The organism is Methylophaga sp. UBA678 (genome assembly GCF_002299105.1).
Classification (GTDB): Bacteria; Pseudomonadota; Gammaproteobacteria; order Nitrosococcales; family Methylophagaceae; genus Methylophaga; species Methylophaga marina.
The window spans coordinates 111,225-133,770 of the sequence record NZ_DBNG01000027.1 but is presented as its reverse complement, the minus strand read 5'-3'; the positions used below and the strand labels follow the sequence as shown (position 1 = coordinate 133,770).

The following is a 22,546-nucleotide window of genomic DNA, read 5'->3' as shown; positions in this document are numbered from 1 at the left end:
ACATGAACATGAACATGAACATGAACATGAACCTGTACATGAACATGAACATGAACATGAACATGAACATGAACATGAACATGAACATGAACACGAAAATCATCATGCAGATTTGGAAGCGCAATATCAGTTTAGCTGTGACAACACGGAGAATTTAAGTGAGATTGATGTCTTGCTGCTACAAAAATTTCCAGCGATAGAACGAATCAATGTTGAGTGGATAAGCAGTAACAAGGCAGGTGTCGCCAAACTGACTCAGGAGAACTCGTCTATTTCTCTAGATTAGTTATCTTCTGTGTAAGGCTCAATGCTATTGATTTCAATTGTGTATGCCGATGTCGCTACTTCATTTTCAGTCAGGCTGATATGGATTGTCCCTGTCAGCCAATATGCCGCGTAAAGACTCTCTTGAGAGAATCCTTCGTCATATTTGGCATAAATAATCTGATTAGGTGGCGGTGGTGGCGCATGAATACAGGCACCAAAGAAGGGTACTAAGAAAAATTCAGTCACCCGGTACTGACTATCAAATTCAATGGGTACGATGAATCCGGGTAGACGAATTTTTTGTTTATCAAAGGCATCAACGACTTTGGTTGAAACCAGTGCTTGTTGATATTTATCGTCAGCGGCTGTTTCCAATGCAAGTTGTAATTGGCTACTGATCTGATCTTCAAAGCTGCCATCTTCAATCTCATTGAGATATTCAGGTGGGTTGGATAAGGCTTCCAAGTCATCTTTGGGCATTAACTCAATCCAGTCGATGGTACGGTACTCATCAGCAACTAAGGTCTGAGTAAAGAAAACCATAACAAAGAAAAGGCATGTCGATATGTGTTTGAAAAATAGCATTTGATATGAAACCAACGTAAAAAATATGAATGATATGCTATATCAGTTAGAGCGAATTGTGGTGACTATATGACGGTGTCTATCAAGAATTTACAATTTCAGTACAAGGCTAATACAAAGCCGACGCTGAGTATACCCGACTGGCAGATTCAGACAGGGGCGTCTGTTTTCCTATACGGACCCTCAGGTCATGGTAAGTCCACATTACTCAATATTTTGGCCGGTATTTTACCTTGCAAACAAGCAGAAATTGAGATTGGTGGTCAGCGTTTAGACAAGATGTCAGCGCGTCAACGCGATAGATTTAGGGCGCGTCACATTGGCTATGTTTTCCAGCAGTTTAATCTGATTAATTACCTGAATATCATTGATAATATTAAGCTCGCTGCTGACGTTGCCCACAAAAAAGTCAGTCGGCATGACATCAGCATGTTACTGACTGCTCTGCAAATACCAGAATCCGTGTGGCAGCATCCAGCAGCGCAATTGAGTATTGGTCAGCAACAGCGTGTCGCTATCGCTCGGGCACTCATTAAGCAGCCTGAATTTCTGTTAGTTGATGAGCCCACATCGTCCCTGGATAAGAATAATCGTGATTCTTTTATGCAGCTGTTGATGAGACATTGTGAGGATAGAAAGGTGACGCTGTTATTTGTCAGCCATGATGAGTCCCTACAACGTTTTTTCGATCATAGTGTTTCTCTTGAATCACTTAACCAGGTGTAATGTCTATGTTTTTACGCTTAGCCACTCAGAGTCTTTGGCATAGAAAAGGCTCCGTTATTGTCGCTTTTCTTGCTATCACTATCAGCGTATTTATTTTGCTGGCTGTGGAACATATCAGGCATCAGGTCAAACACAACTTCAACAGTACGATTTCAGGTGTGGATCTGATTGTCGGGGCGAGAACCGGCGATATTAACTTATTGTTGTATTCCGTCTTCAGAATTGGGGATGCTACGCAAAATATAGATTGGCAGAGCTATCAGAATATTAGTCAGCAGAAGGGGGTGGCCTGGTCAGTCCCCATCTCACTTGGCGATTCCCATAAGGGGTATCGGGTGGTAGGCACCAGCAAGGACTATTTTACTTATTTCAAATACGGTCAGCGACAGGCTTTGGAATTTGCTCAAGGCCGGCCTTTTGATGGGGCATTTGATGTCGTTATTGGTGCCGATATCGCTAGGCAGTTAGGCTATAAGAACGGTTCTAAGATTATTTTGGCGCATGGTACGGCCCAAAACAGTTTTAGCTTACACGATGACACGCCTTTTACCGTGGTGGGTATTTTAGCCGCTACCGGCACACCTGTTGATCGTTCGCTGCATATCAGTCTGGGCGCGATGGAAGCCATTCATATGAATTGGAAAAATGGCATCAGATTACCAGGTAAAACCGTCAGCCTTGACGAACTCACAGAGCAAGATTTGCAGCCAAAGACCATCACGGCATTTATGTTGGGGCTGAAAAATAAAATCACCACTTTTCACCTGCAAAGAGAAATCAATAATTATCAGCCTGAAGCGTTATCTGCCATCATTCCTGGCGTGACGCTCTCACGGTTATGGCAAATGTTGTCCATTGTAGAAATGGCTTTATCACTGATCTCATTGATGGTGTTGGTTGCCGCTTTATTGGGGCTGGCCGCGATGTTGTTGTCATCTATAAGAGAAAGACTCAGAGAGATTGCCGTATTGAGAGCTTTAGGCATGGGGCCTTGGCGTATTCTATTATTGATTGAACTCGAAGCCGTATTAATTACCAGTGCTGCCGTCGTTTCTGCTTTTGTCATGCTGATGGTGATAATTAACGGGTGGGGAGATGCCTTACTGGCAAATTATGGTATCGCTGTGTCAGGCAATCTGTTTACACTGTCTAACCTCTATCTATGCCTGGGCGTATTTGGTAGTGGCGTTATTATTGCCCTTATTCCTGCGATATCGGCGTATACACGTGCTTTACACTCACGTTTAGCAGAAAGTTAACAGGAGCTTCGGAATGATAAAAACATTAGAAAATTTACCCACAGGAAGTTCTCTAGCGCTACAAGAAGTTATCGATAATTTGCCATGGAACGCTCAAGGCTTGATCAATGCGGTTGCCCAGCAATATGACTCAGGTGAACTATTGATGGTTGCCTGGATGAATAAAGAAGCGCTGCTTGAAACCGTCACTAGCAAAAGAGCGTGTTATTGGTCGCGTTCAAGACAATGCTTATGGCGTAAAGGCGAAACCTCCGGTCATACCCAAGAAGTAAAGTCAATTTTCTTGGATTGTGATGGCGATGCCGTTCTTTTAAAAGTTGATCAGAAAGGAGCGGCTTGCCATACAGGCAGGAAAAGCTGTTTCTACAATCAAATCATTGATGATCGTGTTGTTGTCGTTAACGATAAAGTTAACTAACTCGTAGTGATAGCTGAAAGTAACTGTTTAGAGGGAAAATTGTATCGCTTGAGCGCTATTTTTAGATATTGATATGGCTTCATCGTTGGAATCATTCGCAGCATCAATATAACGCTCATGCTTTTGTGCTAATAATATCCACGATAATGACATCAAAAGAACGAGAAGACTTTTTCATACAGTAATGTCGTTCTATTGTGTTAACGCGTGTTTAACACTGTTTACGCTGAAGCGATTTTGTATGAATAAATTACTTTATATTGCACTACCGAGAGTGTGCTCAGCATCAGTGATCATGTTATTGACAATGCTCTCAGCATCTTGAATATCATTGATAGAATCGATGCATTCTCCTGCCCAAATAATGGCTGAATCCAAGTTGACTGATTGTTGATCAGTAAAAAAAGTGGATTGGTGTTGAGACAGTTGCCGTTTTAATTTAGCCCCATTGCCATGCCATTTAGACGTGAAAGCATTCTTCAAAGCTCTGCCAGAATATTCTTTAGGCCATGATATTTCTCGAATAATATCGAATACATCGGTTCTAACCGTATCATCGCCACTACTTTCAAGTATTTTTTGTTTTAACTTATCATCAGCCAAAGACTCAGTGGATGCGTAAAAACGGCTGCCGATAGAAGCGCCCACTGCACCCAGGCTCAACATAGCTGCGAGGCTTTTGCCGTCGGCAATACCTCCAGCCGCTATGACAGGTGTGTTCGGTAGGTGATCAATGACTCCCTTCGTTAGTGATAAGGTGGAACGTTGACTTTTACCATGACCTCCCGCCTCACTACCTTGTGTGACGATGAAGTCTGCCCCTTTTTTATTGACTTCCAAGGCTTCAGATAACGATTGAACTTGGCAAATCAAGGGGATATTGTATGATTTGATTTTATCTACCCATTGATTTATATCACCAAATGACATCATCACCACACTTGGAGAGTAGCGCATAACAAAGTCAAATACTTCCTTCGTGAGTGACCAGGTAATAAAACCAACGCCCCATGGTTTAGTTGTTGTACGCTTTAGAATTGCAAGTTCAGTTTTGAGCCAATCAAGATCACCGTAACCGACACCAATCATTCCAAGCCCACCAGCGTTCGACACACTAGCTGCCAGCCTGCCTCCGGCCACGTTACCCATGGGGGCCAGAACGATAGGATGTTGGATACCGAGTCGCTTTGTGAGCTGAGTTATGGCCATTTATTTTCTCCTGGATGAGAAAGTATGACGAGTGCCAAGGCGAAGTTTTTCTTCATAGCTATCATCATCAAGAGGGATAAAACTTTCCTCTATATAACGATGTTTATTCTCAGCTGAATAAACGGTTTTGATGATGAAGTAAAATGCGATCATAATTAAAGCATCGACACCAATTAGCATAAAGAACTGAGGCGTGTCCTGATACTTCATAAATAATGCTGATATGAGTAAAACGCTCATATGATTACCCTCCCAACTTGACTGAAATATCGACTTTATTATCCGTCATGGATTGATTACTGGCATGATGAACCCGTATAGCTTGTCTAATAGTCATCACTACATTGAACAGCATGACACAGGCTCCACTGAAAAAGACGAGACCACCCATCATTCGAATAGCATAGTAAGGATGCATCTGAGCCACAGACTCCACAAACGTGTAAGCCAGATTGCCATAGTCATCATAAGCACGCCACATCAGTCCTTGCATGATGCCGGCCACCCACATGGCGGTAATGTAAATGGCTGTACCGACTGTGGCTAACCAGAAATGAACATTAACCAAACGCACAGAAAACATTCGGGTATCCCATAAGCGTTCGACCATGTGATACAGCGCACCTATTGAAATCATCGCCACCCAACCTAATGCACCAGAGTGAACATGACCAATCGTCCAGTCGGTATAGTGTGAAAGCGCATTAACTGTTTTTGACGCCATTACAGGGCCTTCAAACGTTGACATGGCATAAAAAGCCAGCGCCACGATGAGAAAACGGAGAATATAATCGGTTCTGAGTTTGTCCCAAGCACCGCTTAATGTGAACATGCCGTTAATTGCTCCTCCCCATGATGGAATAATCATGGCGAGAGAGATTGCTGCACCAAGAGAGCCTGTCCAATCAGGCAGAGCTGTATATTGCAGGTGATGCGCACCTAACCATACATAGCCAAATATCAATGCCCAGAAGTGAATCACTGATAAGCGATAAGAATAAACAGGCCGATTAGCTTGTTTGGGCACAAAATAATACATGATGCCTAAAAAACCCGCGGTGAGATAAAAGCCAATGGCGTTATGACCCCACCACCATTGAATCATGGCGTCCTGAACGCCAGCAAAAATCGAGTAGGATTTCATCAATTCAACGGGAATCGACAAACTATTCACCACATGGAGATAGGTGAACATAATCATCATGGACAGAAAGAACCAGTTCGCTACATAGATATGGGAAACACGGCGAATGCTCAATGTGAAAATAAAGTTGATTGAGTAGGCGAGCCACACAACGGTTAACAAAATATCAAAAGGCCATTCTAATTCTGCGTACTCCTTACCCTGAGTGTAGCCCAGTGGAAGCGTCACCAGAGCGCCAATCACATAGAGATTCCAGCCCCAGAATGTAAACCAGGCCATCTTGTCACTCCATAATCTGACGTAACAAGTTCGCTGAACCACATAATAGGCTGTCGCCATCAAAACACAGCCGCCAAACCCATAGACAACCACGTTAGTATGCACTGGTCTTAATCGTCCGAAACTAATATATGGATTATCAAAATTAAGAAATGGCCAGGCGAGTTCGGAGGCGATATACACACCGATGCCTGTACCAATGACAAGATAAATACAGGCGGCGACGGAAAACCACTTGGTAATATCTTCATTGTAATTATGTGTTGTGTTCATGATAGAACTCCTGATTTTGAATGGCTATTTTGGTGAGCGTTACCAATGCCATATTTGGTCGGCTTGTTCGAAGATAGGCACGAGCTGTTGTCTATTCACGACTTGTATGCCTTCTCTAAGCGCTTCCATTTCTAACCCTCTATCCCATAAATCTTCATACACAACATAAATAGGAATATGAGATGAAATCAGGTTGCCTATATCGGTATTTATATTCGCTGGTTGAGTTTGCTGCCAATCACCTATTTTTAGTGGAGGCTGCTGTTTTTTTTGTTGCGTGTAATAGACGGCCTGGCCTGTGAGTAATAACTGGAGTTGGTCGATATCGGTATGCTCAATTTTTTTTTGCATACATTGAATTAACCATAGAATCGTTTCATCTTGTTCTTCCACAACTGTTCTGAAAGCTTGATCGAGTATTTGTAAGACTTTCATGATTAGCGAGTTCCAATAGTTAATGTGTTAAATGATTCTGAGGCATAGCGCCATAAATCGGCTGGTCCTCCACGATGACAACCGGGGATGGTGTCATTGACGCCACGCTCATCGACGCATAAGCCACAATTAATCCATTCAAAAGAGAGTGCTTTCTTACGTGCTTTATTCTGTAGCGACGCAATCCATGTTTTGGTCAGTGGATGATCTTCTTGTTCAGTATCATGTCCATGGATGGCATTGCCATGTTGTTGTTGCTTGGCGAATGACAAAGCAGCAGCACCTTCATAAGCAAATACCTTCACATGAGAATTAGCATCTAAGGCGGCATCGAGTAATCTAAAAAAAGTGACGGTGCGCTCGCTCTCAAATGGTGGGTCCATAAAGGCGAAAGTGAGTGTTTTATTATGTGACATTGTCATCTCCTAATTCCAAATGACTTTTTGTCCCGACAGTAATGCTTTGATAACAATATCCAGATCAGTGGTTAATATTTCTGGTATCAATTGTTCAGCATCTATTTCTCTCTGTTGGAGAGAGAATTTGTCAGCAACCAATGTGATGTTTTCATGAAGTAATTTAGTAAAGGGCGTAAAAATGCTGCTTTTGGTGGCAGGCATAACCCCATTCTGGATAAGTACTACCGTCACACGATTGCCTGCATTGGCCAGATGGTGAATTAATTCATATTGCGATTTAGTCAGTGCATCTGTGAAGGGATCTCGGCTTTGTATAAAAAGAAATTCAGACATCTATCTTTCCTGTATTGACTGATTTGAGATGGATGAGGATTTAATGAAATGACATCGGTGAAGAAAGTCCCCAAAATACTCGTTGTTGAGGCGATCTGTTGAATACAAATCGAATAAAGGAGCCAAGGCATCCAGAACCTGAGTTTGACTGAGATTTTTCTCATGTAGCGTGGCTAGTCGGTCTCCTCGGTGGCTACCTCCAAGGTATAAGTTATATAAACCTGGCGCTCGTCCTGTTAAGGCTATCTCAGCTAAGTAGGGGCGAGCACACCCATTGGGACAACCAGTAATTCTTAGTGTGATAGGTTTTGTTTGGAGGTCATACTGACGTTTCAAATCATTAAAAAGGGTAAGAAAGTCTGGCGTTATTCTTTCTGCTTCAGCCATAGCCAGCCCACAAGTTGGAAGTGCAACACAACTCAACGTAACGGCTTCTTGACTGGAGGGAATCAACCTTTCGTATAAACCAAGATCAGATAATCGTCTTGCTACGTCATAAATGTCATATGGTGGAATATTGATAAGCTGAATATTCTGGTTTGCTGTTAACCGGACTTCACCACTATATTGCTGAAAGAAAGCTTGTAACTGATCTTGTAAATGATGATTGATACGTCCACTTTGAATATGCAATGTTGCCAGCCACTGACTATCCTCAGTCTGATGCCAGCCTAACTTATCACCATTATTCGTTAATCTGTATGGCTTCAAAGGGGCTAGCTTTTTGCCGAAACGGTTTACGAGTAAATTTTTAAAGCTGTCTAAACTGATTCTATCTAATGTGTATTTGAAACGTGCACGATGTCTATCTTTTCTATCCCCATAATCGCGTTGAATAGTCATGATGACTTCAGCAATAAATGGTGCATCTGATGCTTCTATAAAGCCAATGGGGGTGGATAGCCTCGGATAACTATCTTCTCTAGAGTCAAGTTGCCCCATACCACCGCCAACACACACATTGAAACCAACCAGACGAGATTTCTCAATAACAGCTATAAAACCGACGTCTTGGGCAAATATATCAATATCATTATCTGGAGGGATGACGAATCCTATTTTAAATTTACGAGGTAAATACGTTTCCCCATAAAGTGGCTCCTCAGACTGGGAGACTGAAGGAGGGATGTCATACCAGGTTTCTCGATAAGCATCTGTTTTAGGTAAGAGGCGCGAACTTGTCTCTCTTGCTAGATCATAGACTTGTTGAGCTACTCTTGACGCGTCAGGGTTGACTCCACAAACAATACCTCGATTATCATCGCCACACGCAGCAAGGGTATCTATTCCGATTTTTTCTAGACTTCTCAGGAGTGGTTGTAAGCATTGTTTTCCCACACCGTGAAATTGAATCGTTTGACGTGTAGTAATACGAATTCCATTCGATGAGTAAATTCGTGATAAACGGTCTATTTCAATCCATTGCTGTTTGGTTAATCTTCCACCTGGAATTCGTAGTCTCACCATAAATTGGTAATGAGGCTCAAGCTTTCGAATGAGACGATGTTGTCGTGTATCACGATCATCTTGCTGATAGATACCATGGAATTTTGTTAACAATCCATCATCGTGACTAATACCTCCCGTATTAGCATCATGGAGTCCTTCTTTGATCGTGCCTCTCAAGAAATGACTTTTTGCTTTAAGCTGCTCATTACTGTGCTGTTCATTAAGAGGTTGGCTAATATCAGAGTGTCGAGCAATAGTGAGTGTAGTCACTTTATTTCTCCGTAAATTAATATACGTTTTTGTGTAGTCGTTTTTGTTGGGTGAGTTGAAGCCAGCTTTGCTTATAAGATGATGTCTTGCTCAACGTTTGTGTAAGTTGATCAAATATCTCTTTGTGACCAGATAGATACAGGTGTGCGCCAGCACTTAACCAACCGTTAAACGTATCTTCATTATCTTGAATGATGTCGTAGATTGATTTATTGGGAACATCGTCAAAAAAAGAGGTATTTAAACGAGTTAATAAGCCATCTTTTAGATACTGGGACCACTCCGTTTGATAGAGGAAGTCATTTAAAAATGTACATTCTCTTAGTATCAACCACACGCTGTGTTCACGGTTAGGATTAGACTGAATCTCTTGTATGAAGGCGCGAAAAGGGGCTATTCCTGTACCGTCAGCAATGAGGATAATGGGACTGTTTTGATTCGTGGGTAAATGAAACCGTTTATTGTGGTGGGGGAAAACAAGAAGATTTTCACCTTCTTCAATACCCGTTAAATATGTTGAACAAATTCCATTTTGTAATTTCCCAGACCAAGAATACCGATACTTTTCTACAGTAAGATGCAATTCATCTTGAATCTGGCGAGTACTGTTGGCAACGTCATATAAACGAGGTTGTAATGGTCTTAAGCTATCGACCAGCTGCTGTGGAGTTAACTGTAAAGAGTGGTTGACTAGAATGTCTGTTAACTGATGCCGTTTGAGATATGAGCGTAATGTTTGTTTATCTTGGCACAGTTTTATCAGGTCACGGTTGTTTGAAGTCTCACTCCATTTAGTTAAACATTGTGCTGTGACTAAAGTGAGATCACAATATTCACGTAAAGCCTCCACCAGTGGTACAGCTCTCTGTTTTACAACGACAGATTCATCCCCAGAAAATGTTGTTAAGGATAAAATTTGGCGAACGAGCTGAGGGGGATTTTGAGGTAAAACCCCGATTCCATCACCCGCGGTGAGACTCAGTTGAATATTGTCTGGTACCTGTAACTCTAAATGATGGATCGGGTTTGATCTTGAGTCATCAGATAAACGCGTATTCTTGATCACTTCTACAGAGAGTGGACTGGTTTTTGAGTAGGTTGATGTACGGATTTTATGACGGCTTTTTGTGAGTACTTCACTGTTTTTCGTCATATTCGGTAACGTTGGAAGACAGTAAGTAATCCATTCTTCAGCTGTTTCTTCAAAATCAACATCACACTCCACACATTCAGTAAATGGTGAAGCATTGAGCTCACGCAATCTATCATCAATTGTGATGCCGGTGAGACAGAAGTGATCGTATGAACTGTCACCCAAAGCGAGTACAGCATAGGATAGATGAGAAAGGTCTTCATTAAGGTGTATTAGCTCATCATAGAACGATGCGATGGGCTCAGGTGGTTCGCCATCGCCATGAGTACTACACACAATGTATAGCTGATTAATCTGTTTTAGTTGCTTGAGTTTGAAATCCGCCAGGTTAATGAGTTCTATTGATTTATTCTGATGAACTGCTTTTTCATAAAACTGCTGAGCAATACCTTTGGAATTGCCTGTTTCTGTTCCATAGGCTACAACTGCTCTCTTTTCAACAGCTATGCTTTTATCTGTAGTAGAAATGTCTAATAAGTTATTCGCTAACCATTCTGTTTGTTCATTAGACAAACGCTTTAGAAGGTTTGCTACAGCCTCCCACTCAGATGTTGTGAATAATGATGTAGCTAAGTTTTGCATGAAGTGTGTTTCTAACGCTGTGAATGTTGAAACACATTATGGAGAGAATGTTTAATAATATATAATGAATATTATCTTAATTTAATATCAAAAATATTCATATGGATGTCAGTTTAGCCAGAACCTTTCTTGAAATTGTCAGATCGGGAAGCTTTATCTCAGCAGCAGAAAAGCTGCATGTCACCCAAACGACCGTAACGGCTCGAATTCATAACCTTGAGGGACAACTTGGGTGTAAATTATTTATTCGCAACCGCTCCGGTGCAAGTTTGACATCAAATGGTGTCAGGTTTGTTGAACATGCTACGAAAATGGTGCAATCGTGGGAGCTGGCGAAACGTGATCTGCCTTTACCCCAAGGAGTACAGAATGTACTCAATATTGGCAGTGAAGTGAGTTTATGGAGTCCGCTTGTCTTGCAATGGCTAAATGCACTCAATATCACTGAAAGTGAAGTGGCCATAAGAACAGAGATTGGTGAACGTCAATCGCTTATGGAGCAACTTGAGAATGGTGTTCTAGATATTATTTTGGTTCATCAACCTGAATATTGGCCTGGCGTTCAGGTCGAGCAACTATTAGAAGAAAAACTCATCCACGTGAGTTCCGTTGATAATCCTCACCCATATGTCTACGTGGACTGGGGAGATGACTTTAGACGTCAACATGATGTGGCTTTACCTGAACATGCACGAGCACAACTCACTATTAGCCTTGGACCATTAGCATTACATTACATTTTAACAAACGGTGGAAGCGGCTATTTTCGAACACGTGTGGTTGAGCACCATATAAAAGCAGGACTTTTAAAGCACAATGAACACTATCCTGAGTTTACTTTTCCAGTGTATGTCTTATACAAACAAGCAGATAAACAACGGTATAGCGTACAAATTGATGCCCTGTTTGAATCATCGAAAATTGAGTCACCCTGGTTGCCATAAGTAAAGCATATGCACCAATCACTACAGCACCCTATTTGTCGGTAATAATCGGCCAATAAGTTTGAAGATATATCTAGTGATGATGTTAATTATGGTGTTGTATATATATTTGTTAGGTCTATGGAAATTGAACGTCATCGACGCGAGAAGCATGGCCTGAACTTCTACAAAAACAGGCTAATCACCGTTGTAGTAATACAATTTAGTCAGAGGAAAGAACGTGTCCGACATCGCTTTGATTATTGATGCAGTGGATGGCATATACACAAAACAAGTTGTCGCGAAGTGTTTTGTAACAGCTGATTTTGATTTCACATCAATGGTCGCTATAGCCAACTGAAGTAAAAATCAGTAAATAGCCTGTTTTGAGATTTATATCTTAAAAATAAAGTGCTAAGTGTAAAACTATTGATGCTTCAGAGGAGAGTATTAAAGAAATTACCAAATTGGCTTATAGCAGCAACCTTCTATCAAACTCGTCAATTTAGCAGGTAAAGAATACGAGTCGACATAAATATTGCTGAAATAAAAAAACCTCAAAGAGAGACTCTTTGAGGTTTTATATATTCTTTGGCTCCCCGAGCTGGACTCGAACCAGCGACCCAATGATTAACAGTCATTTGCTCTACCAACTGAGCTATCGGGGAACAGAAAGATGGCTATTCTAGTGGCTTGACCTGTATAGGTCAAGCCTAAATTTGAATAATTTTTTATGCAATAAATTCAGCAATACGAATCAGTGCGTTACGTAGGTTTTCTTCGCTGGTCGCGATTGAAAGACGAATGTGGTTTTTCAATCCGAACGCAGAACCAGGCACAACAGCTACGCCTTTTTCTACTAATAGGGCTTCGGCAAAATCCATATCGTCGTTCAGTTCAGTTTTGTTTTCCAATACACCGGCGATGCTTGGGAATACATAAAACGTACCGTCTGTTTCTAGTGAGTCCACGCCAGGCATTTTGTTTAATTCAGCCACAACAAAATCGTGACGTTTTTTGAATTCGGTCAGCATAGTTTTGATGCAAGACTGATCACCATTTAGTGCTTCCACAGCAGCTGCCTGAGAGATAGATGCTGGGTTAGAAGTACTTTGGGATTGTACTTTTTTCATTGCCGCAATTAATGGTGCTGGTCCAGCTGCATAGCCAATACGCCAGCCAGTCATTGAATACGCTTTGGAAACGCCATTCATAACCAGCGTTCTATCATATAGATCCGGGCAGGCATTCAAAATATTGCAGAACGGTTCGTCAGCCCAGTAGATATGTTCATACATATCATCAGTGGCGATGAAAATATTCGGATGTTTGCGTAACACTTCACCTAGTGCTTCCAGCTCTTTCAGACTGTAAGCCATGCCAGTTGGGTTAGATGGGCTATTGATAACGAACAGTTTGGTTTTATCTGTGATCGCCGCCTCTAATTGTTCTGGTGTGATTTTGAACTGATTTTCCTGACCGGCTTCGATAATAACGGGTACGCCGTCAGCAAGTAGTGTCATATCCGGGTATGATACCCAGTATGGTGCGGGGATGATGACCTCATCACCTGCTTCAATGAAGGCTTGGGCCAAGTTGAAAAAGCTTTGTTTACCACCGACGGAAACAAGGACTTGATTCGCGGCATACTCGAGCCCATTATCTCTTGAGAACTTTTTGATGATGGCATCTTTCAAATCTGCTGTGCCATCTACGGGCGTGTATTTTGTTTTGCCGCTGTGGATAGCTTCAATGGCAGCTTGTTTGATGTGTTCAGGAGTATCGAAGTCGGGTTCGCCTGCACCCAGACCAATAACATCTTTGCCCTCGGCTCTCAGCGCCGCAGCGCGTGCTGTGATTGCCAAAGTCGGAGACGGTTTGATGTTTTGAACACGTTGGGAGAGCTTGATAGTCAAAATCTTTCCTTCATTTAACACGGTAAATTGATAAATATCTCAATAATATACGCCAAACATAATCGATGCTAAAGACGTATGAGTAAACATTTTCAGCTAGTCAGCGAATTTTCTCCTGCCGGGGATCAACCAACTGCAATCAAGACTTTGATTGAAGGCTTGGAAAACGGTGAAATGTGGCAAACCCTGCTTGGGGTAACTGGTTCTGGTAAAACGTTTACCATTGCCAATGTTGCGCAAGCTCTGGGTCGGCCGATGATGGTACTGGCCCCTAATAAGACCCTGGCCGCGCAATTATACAGTGAGATGAAAGATTTCTTCCCCAATAATGCGGTGGAATATTTTGTCTCTTATTACGATTATTACCAGCCGGAAGCGTACGTACCATCCTCAGATACTTTTATAGATAAGGATGCGTCGGTTAACGAGCAGATCGAACAAATGCGCTTGTCGGCAACCAAAGCTATGTTGGAAAGGCGGGATGCGATTATCGTATCAAGTGTGTCCTGTATCTATGGTTTGGGTGAAAAAGATGCTTATTTGGAGATGGTGTTACATCTGGTTCAGGGTGATGTCATCAGTCAGCGAGATATATTAAGAAGATTGACGGAACTGCAGTACAGCCGAAATGATGTTGAGCTTCACCGTGGTACTTATCGCGTAAGAGGGGAGGTGATTGATATCTTCCCGGCAGAGTCTGAACGTGATGCTGTCAGAGTGGAATTATTCGATGATGAAGTGGAGCAGATCAGCTACTTCGATCCGCTGACAGGTGAAATCCTTCAGAGGATGAACCGCATTACCATTTATCCCAAAACGCACTATGTGACACCACGCGATAACCTATTAAAAGCGGTTGATGCCATCAAAGAAGAGCTAAAAGAACGACTCGAACATCTCAATGCTGACAATAAGCTGGTCGAAGCGCAGCGTTTAGAACAACGTACCCGTTTTGATATTGAAATGTTATTGGAGCTTGGTTATTGCAACGGCATTGAAAACTATTCCCGCCATTTATCTGGACGTGGGCCTGGGGCAGCACCGCCAACCTTATTTGATTACTTGCCTGACGATGCGATTCTGGTGATCGATGAAAGTCACGTGATGGTGCCGCAGATAGGTGCGATGTATAAAGGCGACCGCTCTAGAAAAGAGACCTTGGTCAACTACGGTTTTCGACTTCCTTCTGCATTGGATAATCGGCCTTTGATGTTTGAAGAATGGGAGAAGTTGGCCCCACAAACGATTTTTGTTTCGGCGACACCGGGCAAATACGAAAATGAACACTCCAGCACCATCGTCGAACAAGTGGTTAGGCCAACAGGACTGGTCGATCCACAAGTCGAAATTCGGCCTGTTGGGACACAAGTCGATGATGTCTTATCTGAAATTAATAAGCGCGCAGCTATCGGTGAGCGTGTTTTAATCACCACGTTAACCAAACGCATGGCAGAAGATCTGACCGAGTATCTACGTGAGCACAATGTCAAAGTGCGTTACTTACATTCTGATATCGATACCGTAGAGCGGGTAGAAATTATTCGTGACTTACGGCTGGGGGAATTTGATGTGCTTATCGGTATTAATCTACTACGAGAAGGTTTGGATATACCGGAAGTCTCATTAGTAGCAATACTGGATGCGGATAAAGAAGGCTTCCTACGCAGCGATCGCTCTCTAATTCAAACAATTGGTCGTGCTGCCAGAAATCTGAACGGTAAAGCGATTTTGTATGCAGATGAAATAACAGGCTCAATGCAACGAGCAATTGAAGAGACCGATCGCCGTCGAGAAAAACAAATTGCCTTTAATGAAGAGCATGGCATTACACCACAAGGTATTAAAAAAGCTATACGCATGGGCATGGATGAAGCTATGTCCAAACCGGCAAATGATAAACAGGCTGTAGAAGTCGCTGAAGAGCAGGCGAAGTATGCTTCACTGACACCACAGCAACTGGCTAAACGAATTCAGCAGATTGAAAACGCCATGTACAAACATGCGCAAAACCTTGAATTTGAAGAGGCTGCCAAGCTACGTGATGACTTGGAACATCTAAGGAAGATAGCCTTGGGTCCGGCCGCTGTTTAAAGGGCTTGCAATCTGTCAGTAGCTGCGTATAATTTCGCAGCTTCACGGCAGGCACGTAGCTCAGTTGGTTAGAGCACCACCTTGACATGGTGGGGGTCGGTGGTTCGAATCCACTCGTGCCTACCAGATATTCAAAAGCGCTTAGGCGCTTTTTTGGTTTTTAAGGCCCTTTGTATCGGCCACAACCAGGACTTCATATGATTTCAGTAACACTTCCCGACGGCTCTCAACGCCAATTCGATCATCCCGTTTCTATCCATGATGTTGCCGCTGATATTGGTACTGGCTTAGCCCGTGCTGCATTAGCCGGTAAAGTTGATGGAAAGCTGGTTGATACGTCATTCGTCATTGAACAGGATGCTGAGGTAGCCATCATCACTGAGCGTGATGAAGATGGTCTGGATGTCATCCGTCACTCTACATCACATCTAATGGCTCAGGCTGTAAAACAGCTCTATCCTGAAGCACAAGTCACCATCGGTCCGGTGATTGAAGATGGCTTCTATTATGATTTCTCATATAAAGAAGCGTTTACTCCGGATGATTTAGCTAAGATCCAGAAGCGTATGGAAGAGATCGTGAAGCAAGATCTTCCAGTGGTTCGTGAAGAAATCTCTCGTGATGCGGGTATCGAGTTATTCCGTGACATGGGTGAAATCTATAAAGCTGAAATCCTGGAAGATATTCCGCAAGGCGAGACTTTATCTATCTATCGCCAAGGTGATTTTGTCGATTTATGCCGTGGTCCTCACGTACCAAGTACAGGTAAGTTAAAAGCCTTCAAATTGATGAAATTGGCGGGTGCATACTGGCGTGGTAACTCTGATAACGAAATGTTACAACGGGTATATGGTACTGCCTGGCAAGATAAAAAAGCCCTGAAGGCTTATTTGCATCGTCTGGAAGAAGCTGAAAAGCGCGATCATCGTAAAATCGCTAAAAATCTTGATCTATTCCATTTGCAGGAAGAAGCCACAGGCATGATCTTCTGGCACGATAATGGTTGGCAGATTTATCGTGTTGTCGAAAACTATATTCGTGACGTGTTACGCAATAATGGTTATCAGGAAGTGCGCACACCTCAGGTTGTCGATCGCACTTTGTGGGAAAAATCAGGTCACTGGGATAAATTTGGCGATATGATTTTCAGTACCCATTCAGAAAATCGTGACTATGCCGTCAAACCAATGAACTGTCCTTGTCATATTCAGATTTTTAATCAAGGTCTGAAAAGCTACAGAGACTTGCCTTTACGTATGGCTGAATTTGGTTCATGTCATCGTAACGAACCGTCAGGTACTTTACATGGCCTGATGCGTTTACGCGGATTTACCCAAGATGATGCGCATATTTTCTGTACTGAAGATCAAATTCAGTCAGAGGTCGCCACTTTTATTGATTTATTACACGAGGTTTATGCCGACTTCGGGTTCAATGAAATCATCGTTAAATTATCGACTCGTCCTGAAAGTAGAGTAGGGAGCGATGAGGTATGGGACAAGGCTGAACATGCCCTAGAACAGGCATTAAATGCCGCAGAATTAGACTGGGACCTACAGCCAGGTGAAGGCGCATTCTACGGACCAAAGATTGAATTCTCATTAAAAGATTGTCTTGGCCGTGTGTGGCAGTGCGGTACTATTCAGGTTGACTTCTCAATGCCTGGTCGTCTGGATGCGACATATGTCGCAGATGATGGCAGTAAACAAGTGCCAGTTATGCTGCACAGGGCAATACTTGGTTCTTTAGAAAGATTCATCGGTATCTTAATAGAAGAGTATGCTGGCGCCTTCCCAACATGGCTTGCACCTAAGCAAGTGGTGGTGATGGGAATCAGTGATAAACAATCTGAATATGTCAGAAATATCACCAACAATTTGCAGAAACAAGGATTTAGAGTCGATTCGGACTTGAGAAACGAGAAGATTGGCTTTAAAATACGCGAGCACACTTTACGTCGCGTCCCCTACTTGATTGTGGTGGGTGAGCGTGAAGCAGAAAATAATGCCGTGGCAGTACGCACTCGAAAAGGCGAAGACCTAGGTGCAATGCAACTTGAGGACTTTGTTGGCTTGCTACAGAAAGATGTTGCGAGTCGCGGTCGAATAATTATAGAGGATTAGAACATCGCTACAGATCAAAAAAGGCTGAATGGAGAAATCACAGCCAAAGAAGTACGATTAACAGATTCTAATGGTGAGCAAGTGGGCATCGTTACGCTGAAAGACGCGTTAGAACGAGCCGAACAAGCTGATCTGGATTTGGTGGAAATCGCGCCACAAGCGAGTCCACCAGTATGCCGTATCATGGATTACGGCAAGTTTTTGTTTGAAGAAGGCAAGCAGAAAGCGCTAGCTAAGAAAAAACAAAAACAAATTCAGGTGAAGGAAGTTAAATTCCGACCTGGAACAGAAGAAGGGGATTATCAGGTAAAACTACGCAACCTGATACGTTTCCTAGAAAGCGGGAACAAAACTAAAGTCAGCCTCCGATTTCGTGGACGTGAAATGGCGCATCAGGACTTGGGTCTTAAACTACTTGAACGTGTTGCAGAAGATCTTAAAGAACTGTCTAGCGTTGAACAACGACCTAAGAAAGAAGGGCGTCAAATGATTATGGTTTTGGCTCCAAACAGTAAAAAATAACTATATAAACTTTCAATGCGGAGTTGTTAATTCAATGCCTAAATTAAAAAACCATAGTGGTGCTGCTAAGCGTTTTAAACGCACTGGTAGTGGAAAATTCAAGCGCTCACAAGCTTTCACTAGTCATATCCTGACCAAAAAAAGCACTAAGCGTAAGCGTCAATTACGTTCTACTCTGACAATCTGTAAAGCAGATCACATGTCAGTTCGTAAAATGTTGCCAAACCTGTAATTGAGGGAGTTTTCTAATGCCTAGAGTAAAACGCGGCGTCACAGCACGTGCTCGCCATAAAAAAGTTCTTGACCAAGCAAAAGGGTATTACGGTCGTCGTAAGAACGTATACCGCGTAGCTGTCCAAGCAGTCACCAAAGCAGGTCAATATGCTTATCGTGACCGTCGTCAGAAAAAACGTAATTTCCGTACTTTATGGATTGCACGTATCAATGCTGCTGCACGTGAGTGTGGATTGTCTTACAGCAGAATGATCGATGGTCTGAAAAAAGCTTCTATCGAAATCGATCGTAAAGTGTTGGCCGATATCGCTGTACATGATGAAGCTGCATTTGCTGCACTTGCAGAAAAAGCGAAAGCTGCACTGGCAAACTAATATCGTCGGTTTATTGATTAAACCTACGTGTTTGCATGTAAGTAGAAAAGGGCCGCCAAAACGGCCCTTTTTTGTTTCTGAATATTGTTCCTCAGGTGGGGGTAATAATGGCTGAACTGGACACACAGTTAGAAGCTTTAAACGACATTGTTGAGTCTGCGAAAGCAGCAATTGCAGAAGCGAATGATAATCGGGCTTTGGATAACGTTCGCGTTGAGTTTTTGGGTAAGAAAGGCAAAATCACGGCTTATCTGAAAGGATTAGCCAATGTGGGCGTTGAAGAGCGACCTATTATTGGTAAGTCGGTAAATATAGCTAAACAAGATGTGTCAGCGCTCATCGATGCCAGAAATAAAGCACTAGCTGAAATTGCAATGGAAGCTGCTTTAGCGGCAGAAAGTGTTGATGTGACTTTACCTGGTCGCAACAGCGAGGTGGGTGGTTTACATCCCGTCACTCGTACATTACAGCGTATAGAACGTTACTTTAAGAATATTGGTTTTGATGTGGCGGAAGGCCCCGAAATCGAAGATGGTCATCATAACTTTACTGCGCTTAATATTCCTGAGCATCACCCTGCTCGTGCTATGCATGACACATTTTATTTTGACGCAGATAAATTATTAAGAACACATACCTCACCGGTGCAAATCCGTGTGATGGAAGAAGAACAGCCACCTTTACGTCTGATTGCCCCGGGCAGAGTGTATCGTTGCGACTCAGACTTAACCCACACACCGATGTTTCATCAGATCGAAGGGTTGATGGTGGATGAAAATATCAGTTTTACTGATCTGAAAGGTATCTTGTCAGACTTTCTGCAAGCATTCTTTGAAAAACCACTAAAAGTACGTTTTCGTCCTTCGTATTTTCCGTTCACCGAACCTTCAGCTGAAGCAGATATCGAGTGCGTAATCTGCGGTGGAGAAGGTTGTCGCGTATGTAGTCATACCGGTTGGATTGAAATACTTGGCTGCGGCATGGTTCATCCGAATGTATTCAAACACGTCAACATTGATAGTGAAAAGTATCTTGGTTTTGCGTTTGGTCTCGGTGTCGAGCGTATGGCGATGCTGCGATACGGCGTCAATGACTTACGTATGTTCTTCGAAAACGATTTACGTTTCCTGAAACAATTCAGTTAAGCGACGAGATAAGACAATGAAGTTTAGTGAAAAATGGTTAAGAGAGTGGGTAAACCCTGCACTTGATACAGATGCATTAGTTGAGAAACTCACTGGTGCTGGTCTCGAAGTTGATGCCGTAGAAGCTGTGGCAGGCGAGTTTTCAGGTGTCGTTGTGGGGCAAGTGACCTCTGTCACACCGCATCCGGATGCCGATAAGTTACGTCTCACAAAAGTTAATGTGGGTGGCGAAGCGTTACTGGATATTGTTTGTGGTGCAAGTAATGTTCGCGAAGGATTGAAAATACCTGTTGCGGTCATCGGTGCTGTTTTACCTGGTAACTTTAAAATTAAACAGGCCAAACTGCGTGGTGTTCCATCGTTTGGTATGTTGTGTTCATCAAAAGAATTAGGCCTGACGGAATCTGCTGACGGTTTGATGGAGCTTGCTGATGATGCACCTGTTGGTGAAGATTTTCGTGTTTATCTGGATTTAGATGATAAGGCAATCGATATTGATCTCACACCCAATCGTAGTGATTGTTTAAGTGTCGCGGGTGTAGCACGTGAAGTCGGTGTACTGACTTCAGAAGATATCAACGCTGTGGCATCTGAGCCTGTAAGCGCAACCTCTTCCAAGATTTTGGATGTCAATGTTGAAGCAACTGCTGCCTGCCCACGATATCTGGGACGCATTATCGAAAATATTAATCCAGCAGCAGAAACACCTGTGTGGATGCAAGAGAAGCTCCGCCGCAGTGGGTTAAGAAGTTTGGGACCTGTGGTTGATGTGACCAACTATGTCATGCTCGAATTAGGGCAGCCTATGCATGCCTTTGATTTGGGTAAGATTGAACAATCAATTAATGTGCGTTTATCACAACAAGGTGAAAAGCTGACCCTGTTAGACGGCCAAACAATCGATACGCAAGCAGATACCTTATTGATTTGTGATGCAGAAAAGCCACTAGCCTTAGCTGGTGTTATGGGTGGACAAGACTCTTCAGTAAGTTCGCTCACAACCTCTTTGTTCCTAGAGTCAGCATTTTTTGCACCAGAAGCTATTGCTGGTAAAGCGCGAAGCTATGGTTTGCATACAGATTCATCACATCGCTTTGAACGAGGGGTGGATCCAGAATTAGCTAGCAAGACTATGAATCGTGCAACATCTTTACTGCTTGAAATTGTGGGTGGTGAAGCTGGCCCTGTTATTGAAGAATGTAGCGAGAAAGATTTACCGAAAACAGCAACAATTCATCTTCGTACTGACAGAATCAAACGAGTGCTTGGACTTGAACTGGACGGTAAAACAGTTGCTGAACAATTAACAAGATTAGGTTTGGCTGTTGATGTTGTTGAAGATGGCTGGCAGGTATCAGTCCCTTCTTTTCGTTTTGATCTCTCAATCGAAGTGGATTTAATCGAAGAGTTAGGCCGCTTGTATGGCTACGATAAATTGCCTAATACTCGTCCGCAGGGAACCGTTTTAACAACCAATATTACGGAGACATTGACACCGGTTGAGCGGTTGCAAAACCTCATGGTTGACCGTGGTTATCATGAAGCTGTGACCTATAGTTTCGTTGAGCCTAAAATCCAGCAGTTGCTCGCACAAGACGACTCAGCACCGATAAAATTGGCCAACCCCATTTCGTCTGATCTTTCTGTGATGAGAACATCACTCTGGCCCGGCCTGGTACAGGCAATGGTTTATAATGCTAATCGACAGCATGATCGGATTCGTCTATTTGAGGTAGGACGTGTCTTCAAAGGTACTTTGAATGATATTGCACAACCGCGTCAAATTGGTGGTTTAATATACGGCAGTAATTATGCCGAACAGTGGTCGCAGAAACCACGTGAAGTGGACTTCTTCGACATCAAAGCTGATGTGGAAGCATTGCTTGCTCTGGGTGGTGGTCAAGTAAGATTCGAGAAAGAATCTCATCCAGCATTACATCCAGGCCAATCTGCACGTGTCTATAAGAACGATGAAGCTATTGGTTGGCTAGGCGCCATCCATCCAAAATTAAACAAATCACTGGATATTGATGGAAAGGTCTACGTCTTCGAGTTAAGCCTGAACGAGCTCGTTGATTCTGTCGTTCCTGAGTTTGAGACACTGTCAAAATTCCCAGCATTGCGTCGTGATTTGGCTCTTTTGGTAGATGATGCTGTCAATGCTGGTCAAATTGAAGATTGCTTGAGTAAGATCGATTCTGATATTCTTAAGTCATTTCAATTATTTGACGTGTATAGTGGAGAAGGCGTCGAGCTTGGCAAGAAAAGCTTGGCAGTGGCCTTTATACTCCAGCACAAAGAGCGAACATTAACAGACGATGAAGTCGACTCATTGCTTAAAACTGTGACAGAAACCCTGTCGCAAAAGCTTAATGCAACGATAAGATCTTAACATCGCTTAATAAACAATAAGAATT

At 42.8% G+C, this 22,546-nt stretch carries 23 protein-coding genes and 2 tRNA genes; 14 read left to right on the top strand and 11 right to left on the bottom strand.

Features of this window, described 5'->3' with window-relative positions:
* A partial coding sequence (locus tag B3014_RS13595; protein ID WP_289287007.1) for a ZrgA family zinc uptake protein occupies nucleotides 1-286 on the top strand: 286 nt, incomplete at its 5' end.
* Here the strand turns inward: B3014_RS13595 and B3014_RS13590 are convergent.
* Entirely contained in the window at nucleotides 283-810 is a 528-nt protein-coding gene (locus tag B3014_RS13590; RefSeq protein WP_289244998.1) for a DUF3299 domain-containing protein, read from the bottom strand. The two genes, B3014_RS13595 and B3014_RS13590, sit on opposite strands and share 4 nt — an antisense overlap.
* Nucleotides 811-921: 111 nt before the next feature.
* Between B3014_RS13590 and B3014_RS13585 the strand changes: the two genes are divergently transcribed.
* The 3 genes from B3014_RS13585 to hisI are packed head-to-tail and all read left to right on the top strand — an operon-like array spanning nucleotide 922 to nucleotide 3,255.
* Nucleotides 922-1,578: an ABC transporter ATP-binding protein gene (locus B3014_RS13585; protein ID WP_289244997.1), complete on the top strand. Its 657-nt coding sequence runs from the start codon at nucleotides 922-924 to the stop codon at nucleotides 1,576-1,578.
* A gap of 5 nt (nucleotides 1,579-1,583) precedes the next feature.
* Entirely contained in the window at nucleotides 1,584-2,837 is a 1,254-nt protein-coding gene (locus tag B3014_RS13580; RefSeq protein WP_289244996.1) for an ABC transporter permease, read from the top strand.
* Between the two features lie 13 nt (nucleotides 2,838-2,850).
* On the top strand, nucleotides 2,851-3,255 hold the full coding sequence (gene hisI / locus B3014_RS13575; RefSeq protein ID WP_289244995.1) for a phosphoribosyl-AMP cyclohydrolase: 405 nt from the start codon (nucleotides 2,851-2,853) through the stop codon (nucleotides 3,253-3,255).
* 255 nt (nucleotides 3,256-3,510) lie between these two features.
* Here hisI and B3014_RS13570 read toward each other — a convergent pair whose 3' ends face one another.
* Genes B3014_RS13570 through B3014_RS13535 form a run of 8 tightly spaced genes read right to left on the bottom strand, consistent with a single transcriptional unit; the run spans nucleotide 3,511 to nucleotide 10,801 of the window.
* On the bottom strand, nucleotides 3,511-4,464 hold the full coding sequence (locus B3014_RS13570) for an NAD(P)H-dependent flavin oxidoreductase (protein ID WP_289244994.1): 954 nt from the start codon (nucleotides 4,462-4,464) through the stop codon (nucleotides 3,511-3,513).
* Entirely contained in the window at nucleotides 4,465-4,704 is a 240-nt protein-coding gene (locus B3014_RS13565; protein WP_289244993.1) for a hypothetical protein, read from the bottom strand.
* A 4-nt stretch (nucleotides 4,705-4,708) separates the two neighbouring features.
* Nucleotides 4,709-6,160: a cytochrome-c oxidase, cbb3-type subunit I gene (gene ccoN, locus B3014_RS13560; protein WP_289244992.1), complete on the bottom strand. Its 1,452-nt coding sequence runs from the start codon at nucleotides 6,158-6,160 to the stop codon at nucleotides 4,709-4,711.
* A 39-nt stretch (nucleotides 6,161-6,199) separates the two neighbouring features.
* A complete protein-coding gene (locus B3014_RS13555; protein WP_289244991.1) occupies nucleotides 6,200-6,595 on the bottom strand; it encodes a hypothetical protein in 396 nt (131 codons plus the stop codon).
* Nucleotides 6,596-6,597: 2 nt separating this feature from the next.
* Complete coding sequence (locus B3014_RS13550; RefSeq protein ID WP_286305098.1) at nucleotides 6,598-7,011, bottom strand: DsrE family protein; 414 nt, start codon at nucleotides 7,009-7,011, stop codon at nucleotides 6,598-6,600.
* A 9-nt stretch (nucleotides 7,012-7,020) separates the two neighbouring features.
* Nucleotides 7,021-7,347, bottom strand: a complete 327-nt coding sequence (locus tag B3014_RS13545) for a DsrE family protein (RefSeq protein WP_286305097.1) — start codon at nucleotides 7,345-7,347, stop codon at nucleotides 7,021-7,023.
* Nucleotides 7,348-9,066, bottom strand: coding sequence for an NADPH-dependent assimilatory sulfite reductase hemoprotein subunit (locus tag B3014_RS13540; protein WP_289244990.1), 1,719 nt, complete (start codon nucleotides 9,064-9,066; stop codon nucleotides 7,348-7,350).
* A gap of 16 nt (nucleotides 9,067-9,082) precedes the next feature.
* Nucleotides 9,083-10,801: a diflavin oxidoreductase gene (locus B3014_RS13535; RefSeq protein WP_289244989.1), complete on the bottom strand. Its 1,719-nt coding sequence runs from the start codon at nucleotides 10,799-10,801 to the stop codon at nucleotides 9,083-9,085.
* A 101-nt stretch (nucleotides 10,802-10,902) separates the two neighbouring features.
* Between B3014_RS13535 and B3014_RS13530 the strand changes: the two genes are divergently transcribed.
* Both B3014_RS13530 and B3014_RS15050 read left to right on the top strand, forming a co-directional pair.
* Entirely contained in the window at nucleotides 10,903-11,745 is an 843-nt protein-coding gene (locus B3014_RS13530; RefSeq protein WP_289244988.1) for a LysR family transcriptional regulator, read from the top strand.
* Between the two features lie 220 nt (nucleotides 11,746-11,965).
* The gene (locus tag B3014_RS15050) at nucleotides 11,966-12,085 is read left to right on the top strand and encodes a hypothetical protein (RefSeq protein WP_339608432.1); all 120 of its coding nucleotides are present in this window, start codon (nucleotides 11,966-11,968) and stop codon (nucleotides 12,083-12,085) included.
* Nucleotides 12,086-12,316: 231 nt separating this feature from the next.
* Here the strand turns inward: B3014_RS15050 and B3014_RS13525 are convergent.
* Both B3014_RS13525 and B3014_RS13520 read right to left on the bottom strand, forming a co-directional pair.
* Nucleotides 12,317-12,392, bottom strand: a tRNA-Asn gene (locus B3014_RS13525).
* 63 nt (nucleotides 12,393-12,455) lie between these two features.
* On the bottom strand, nucleotides 12,456-13,640 hold the full coding sequence (locus B3014_RS13520; protein ID WP_289244987.1) for a pyridoxal phosphate-dependent aminotransferase: 1,185 nt from the start codon (nucleotides 13,638-13,640) through the stop codon (nucleotides 12,456-12,458).
* Between the two features lie 78 nt (nucleotides 13,641-13,718).
* Here B3014_RS13520 and uvrB point away from each other — a divergent pair, with 78 nt between their 5' ends.
* The 8 genes from uvrB to pheT all read left to right on the top strand — a co-directional run bounded on the left by uvrB (nucleotide 13,719) and on the right by pheT (nucleotide 22,521).
* A complete protein-coding gene (uvrB, locus tag B3014_RS13515) occupies nucleotides 13,719-15,731 on the top strand; it encodes an excinuclease ABC subunit UvrB (RefSeq protein WP_289244986.1) in 2,013 nt (670 codons plus the stop codon).
* A 49-nt stretch (nucleotides 15,732-15,780) separates the two neighbouring features.
* Nucleotides 15,781-15,857, top strand: a tRNA-Val gene (locus B3014_RS13510).
* A 71-nt stretch (nucleotides 15,858-15,928) separates the two neighbouring features.
* Complete coding sequence (gene thrS, locus B3014_RS13505; RefSeq protein ID WP_286305092.1) at nucleotides 15,929-17,854, top strand: threonine--tRNA ligase; 1,926 nt, start codon at nucleotides 15,929-15,931, stop codon at nucleotides 17,852-17,854.
* Between the two features lie 3 nt (nucleotides 17,855-17,857).
* Nucleotides 17,858-18,376 carry a translation initiation factor IF-3 gene (infC, locus tag B3014_RS13500; protein WP_289245000.1) on the top strand — a complete coding sequence of 173 codons (519 nt, stop codon included), beginning with the start codon at nucleotides 17,858-17,860 and terminating at the stop codon, nucleotides 18,374-18,376.
* Between the two features lie 34 nt (nucleotides 18,377-18,410).
* The gene (gene rpmI, locus B3014_RS13495; protein WP_007145589.1) at nucleotides 18,411-18,608 is read left to right on the top strand and encodes a 50S ribosomal protein L35; all 198 of its coding nucleotides are present in this window, start codon (nucleotides 18,411-18,413) and stop codon (nucleotides 18,606-18,608) included.
* 16 nt (nucleotides 18,609-18,624) lie between these two features.
* A complete protein-coding gene (rplT, locus tag B3014_RS13490) occupies nucleotides 18,625-18,984 on the top strand; it encodes a 50S ribosomal protein L20 (RefSeq protein WP_286305091.1) in 360 nt (119 codons plus the stop codon).
* A gap of 107 nt (nucleotides 18,985-19,091) precedes the next feature.
* Nucleotides 19,092-20,129: a phenylalanine--tRNA ligase subunit alpha gene (gene pheS / locus B3014_RS13485; RefSeq protein ID WP_289244985.1), complete on the top strand. Its 1,038-nt coding sequence runs from the start codon at nucleotides 19,092-19,094 to the stop codon at nucleotides 20,127-20,129.
* Nucleotides 20,130-20,145: 16 nt separating this feature from the next.
* The gene (gene pheT, locus B3014_RS13480) at nucleotides 20,146-22,521 is read left to right on the top strand and encodes a phenylalanine--tRNA ligase subunit beta (RefSeq protein WP_289244984.1); all 2,376 of its coding nucleotides are present in this window, start codon (nucleotides 20,146-20,148) and stop codon (nucleotides 22,519-22,521) included.
* Nucleotides 22,522-22,546 lie beyond the last annotated feature (25 nt).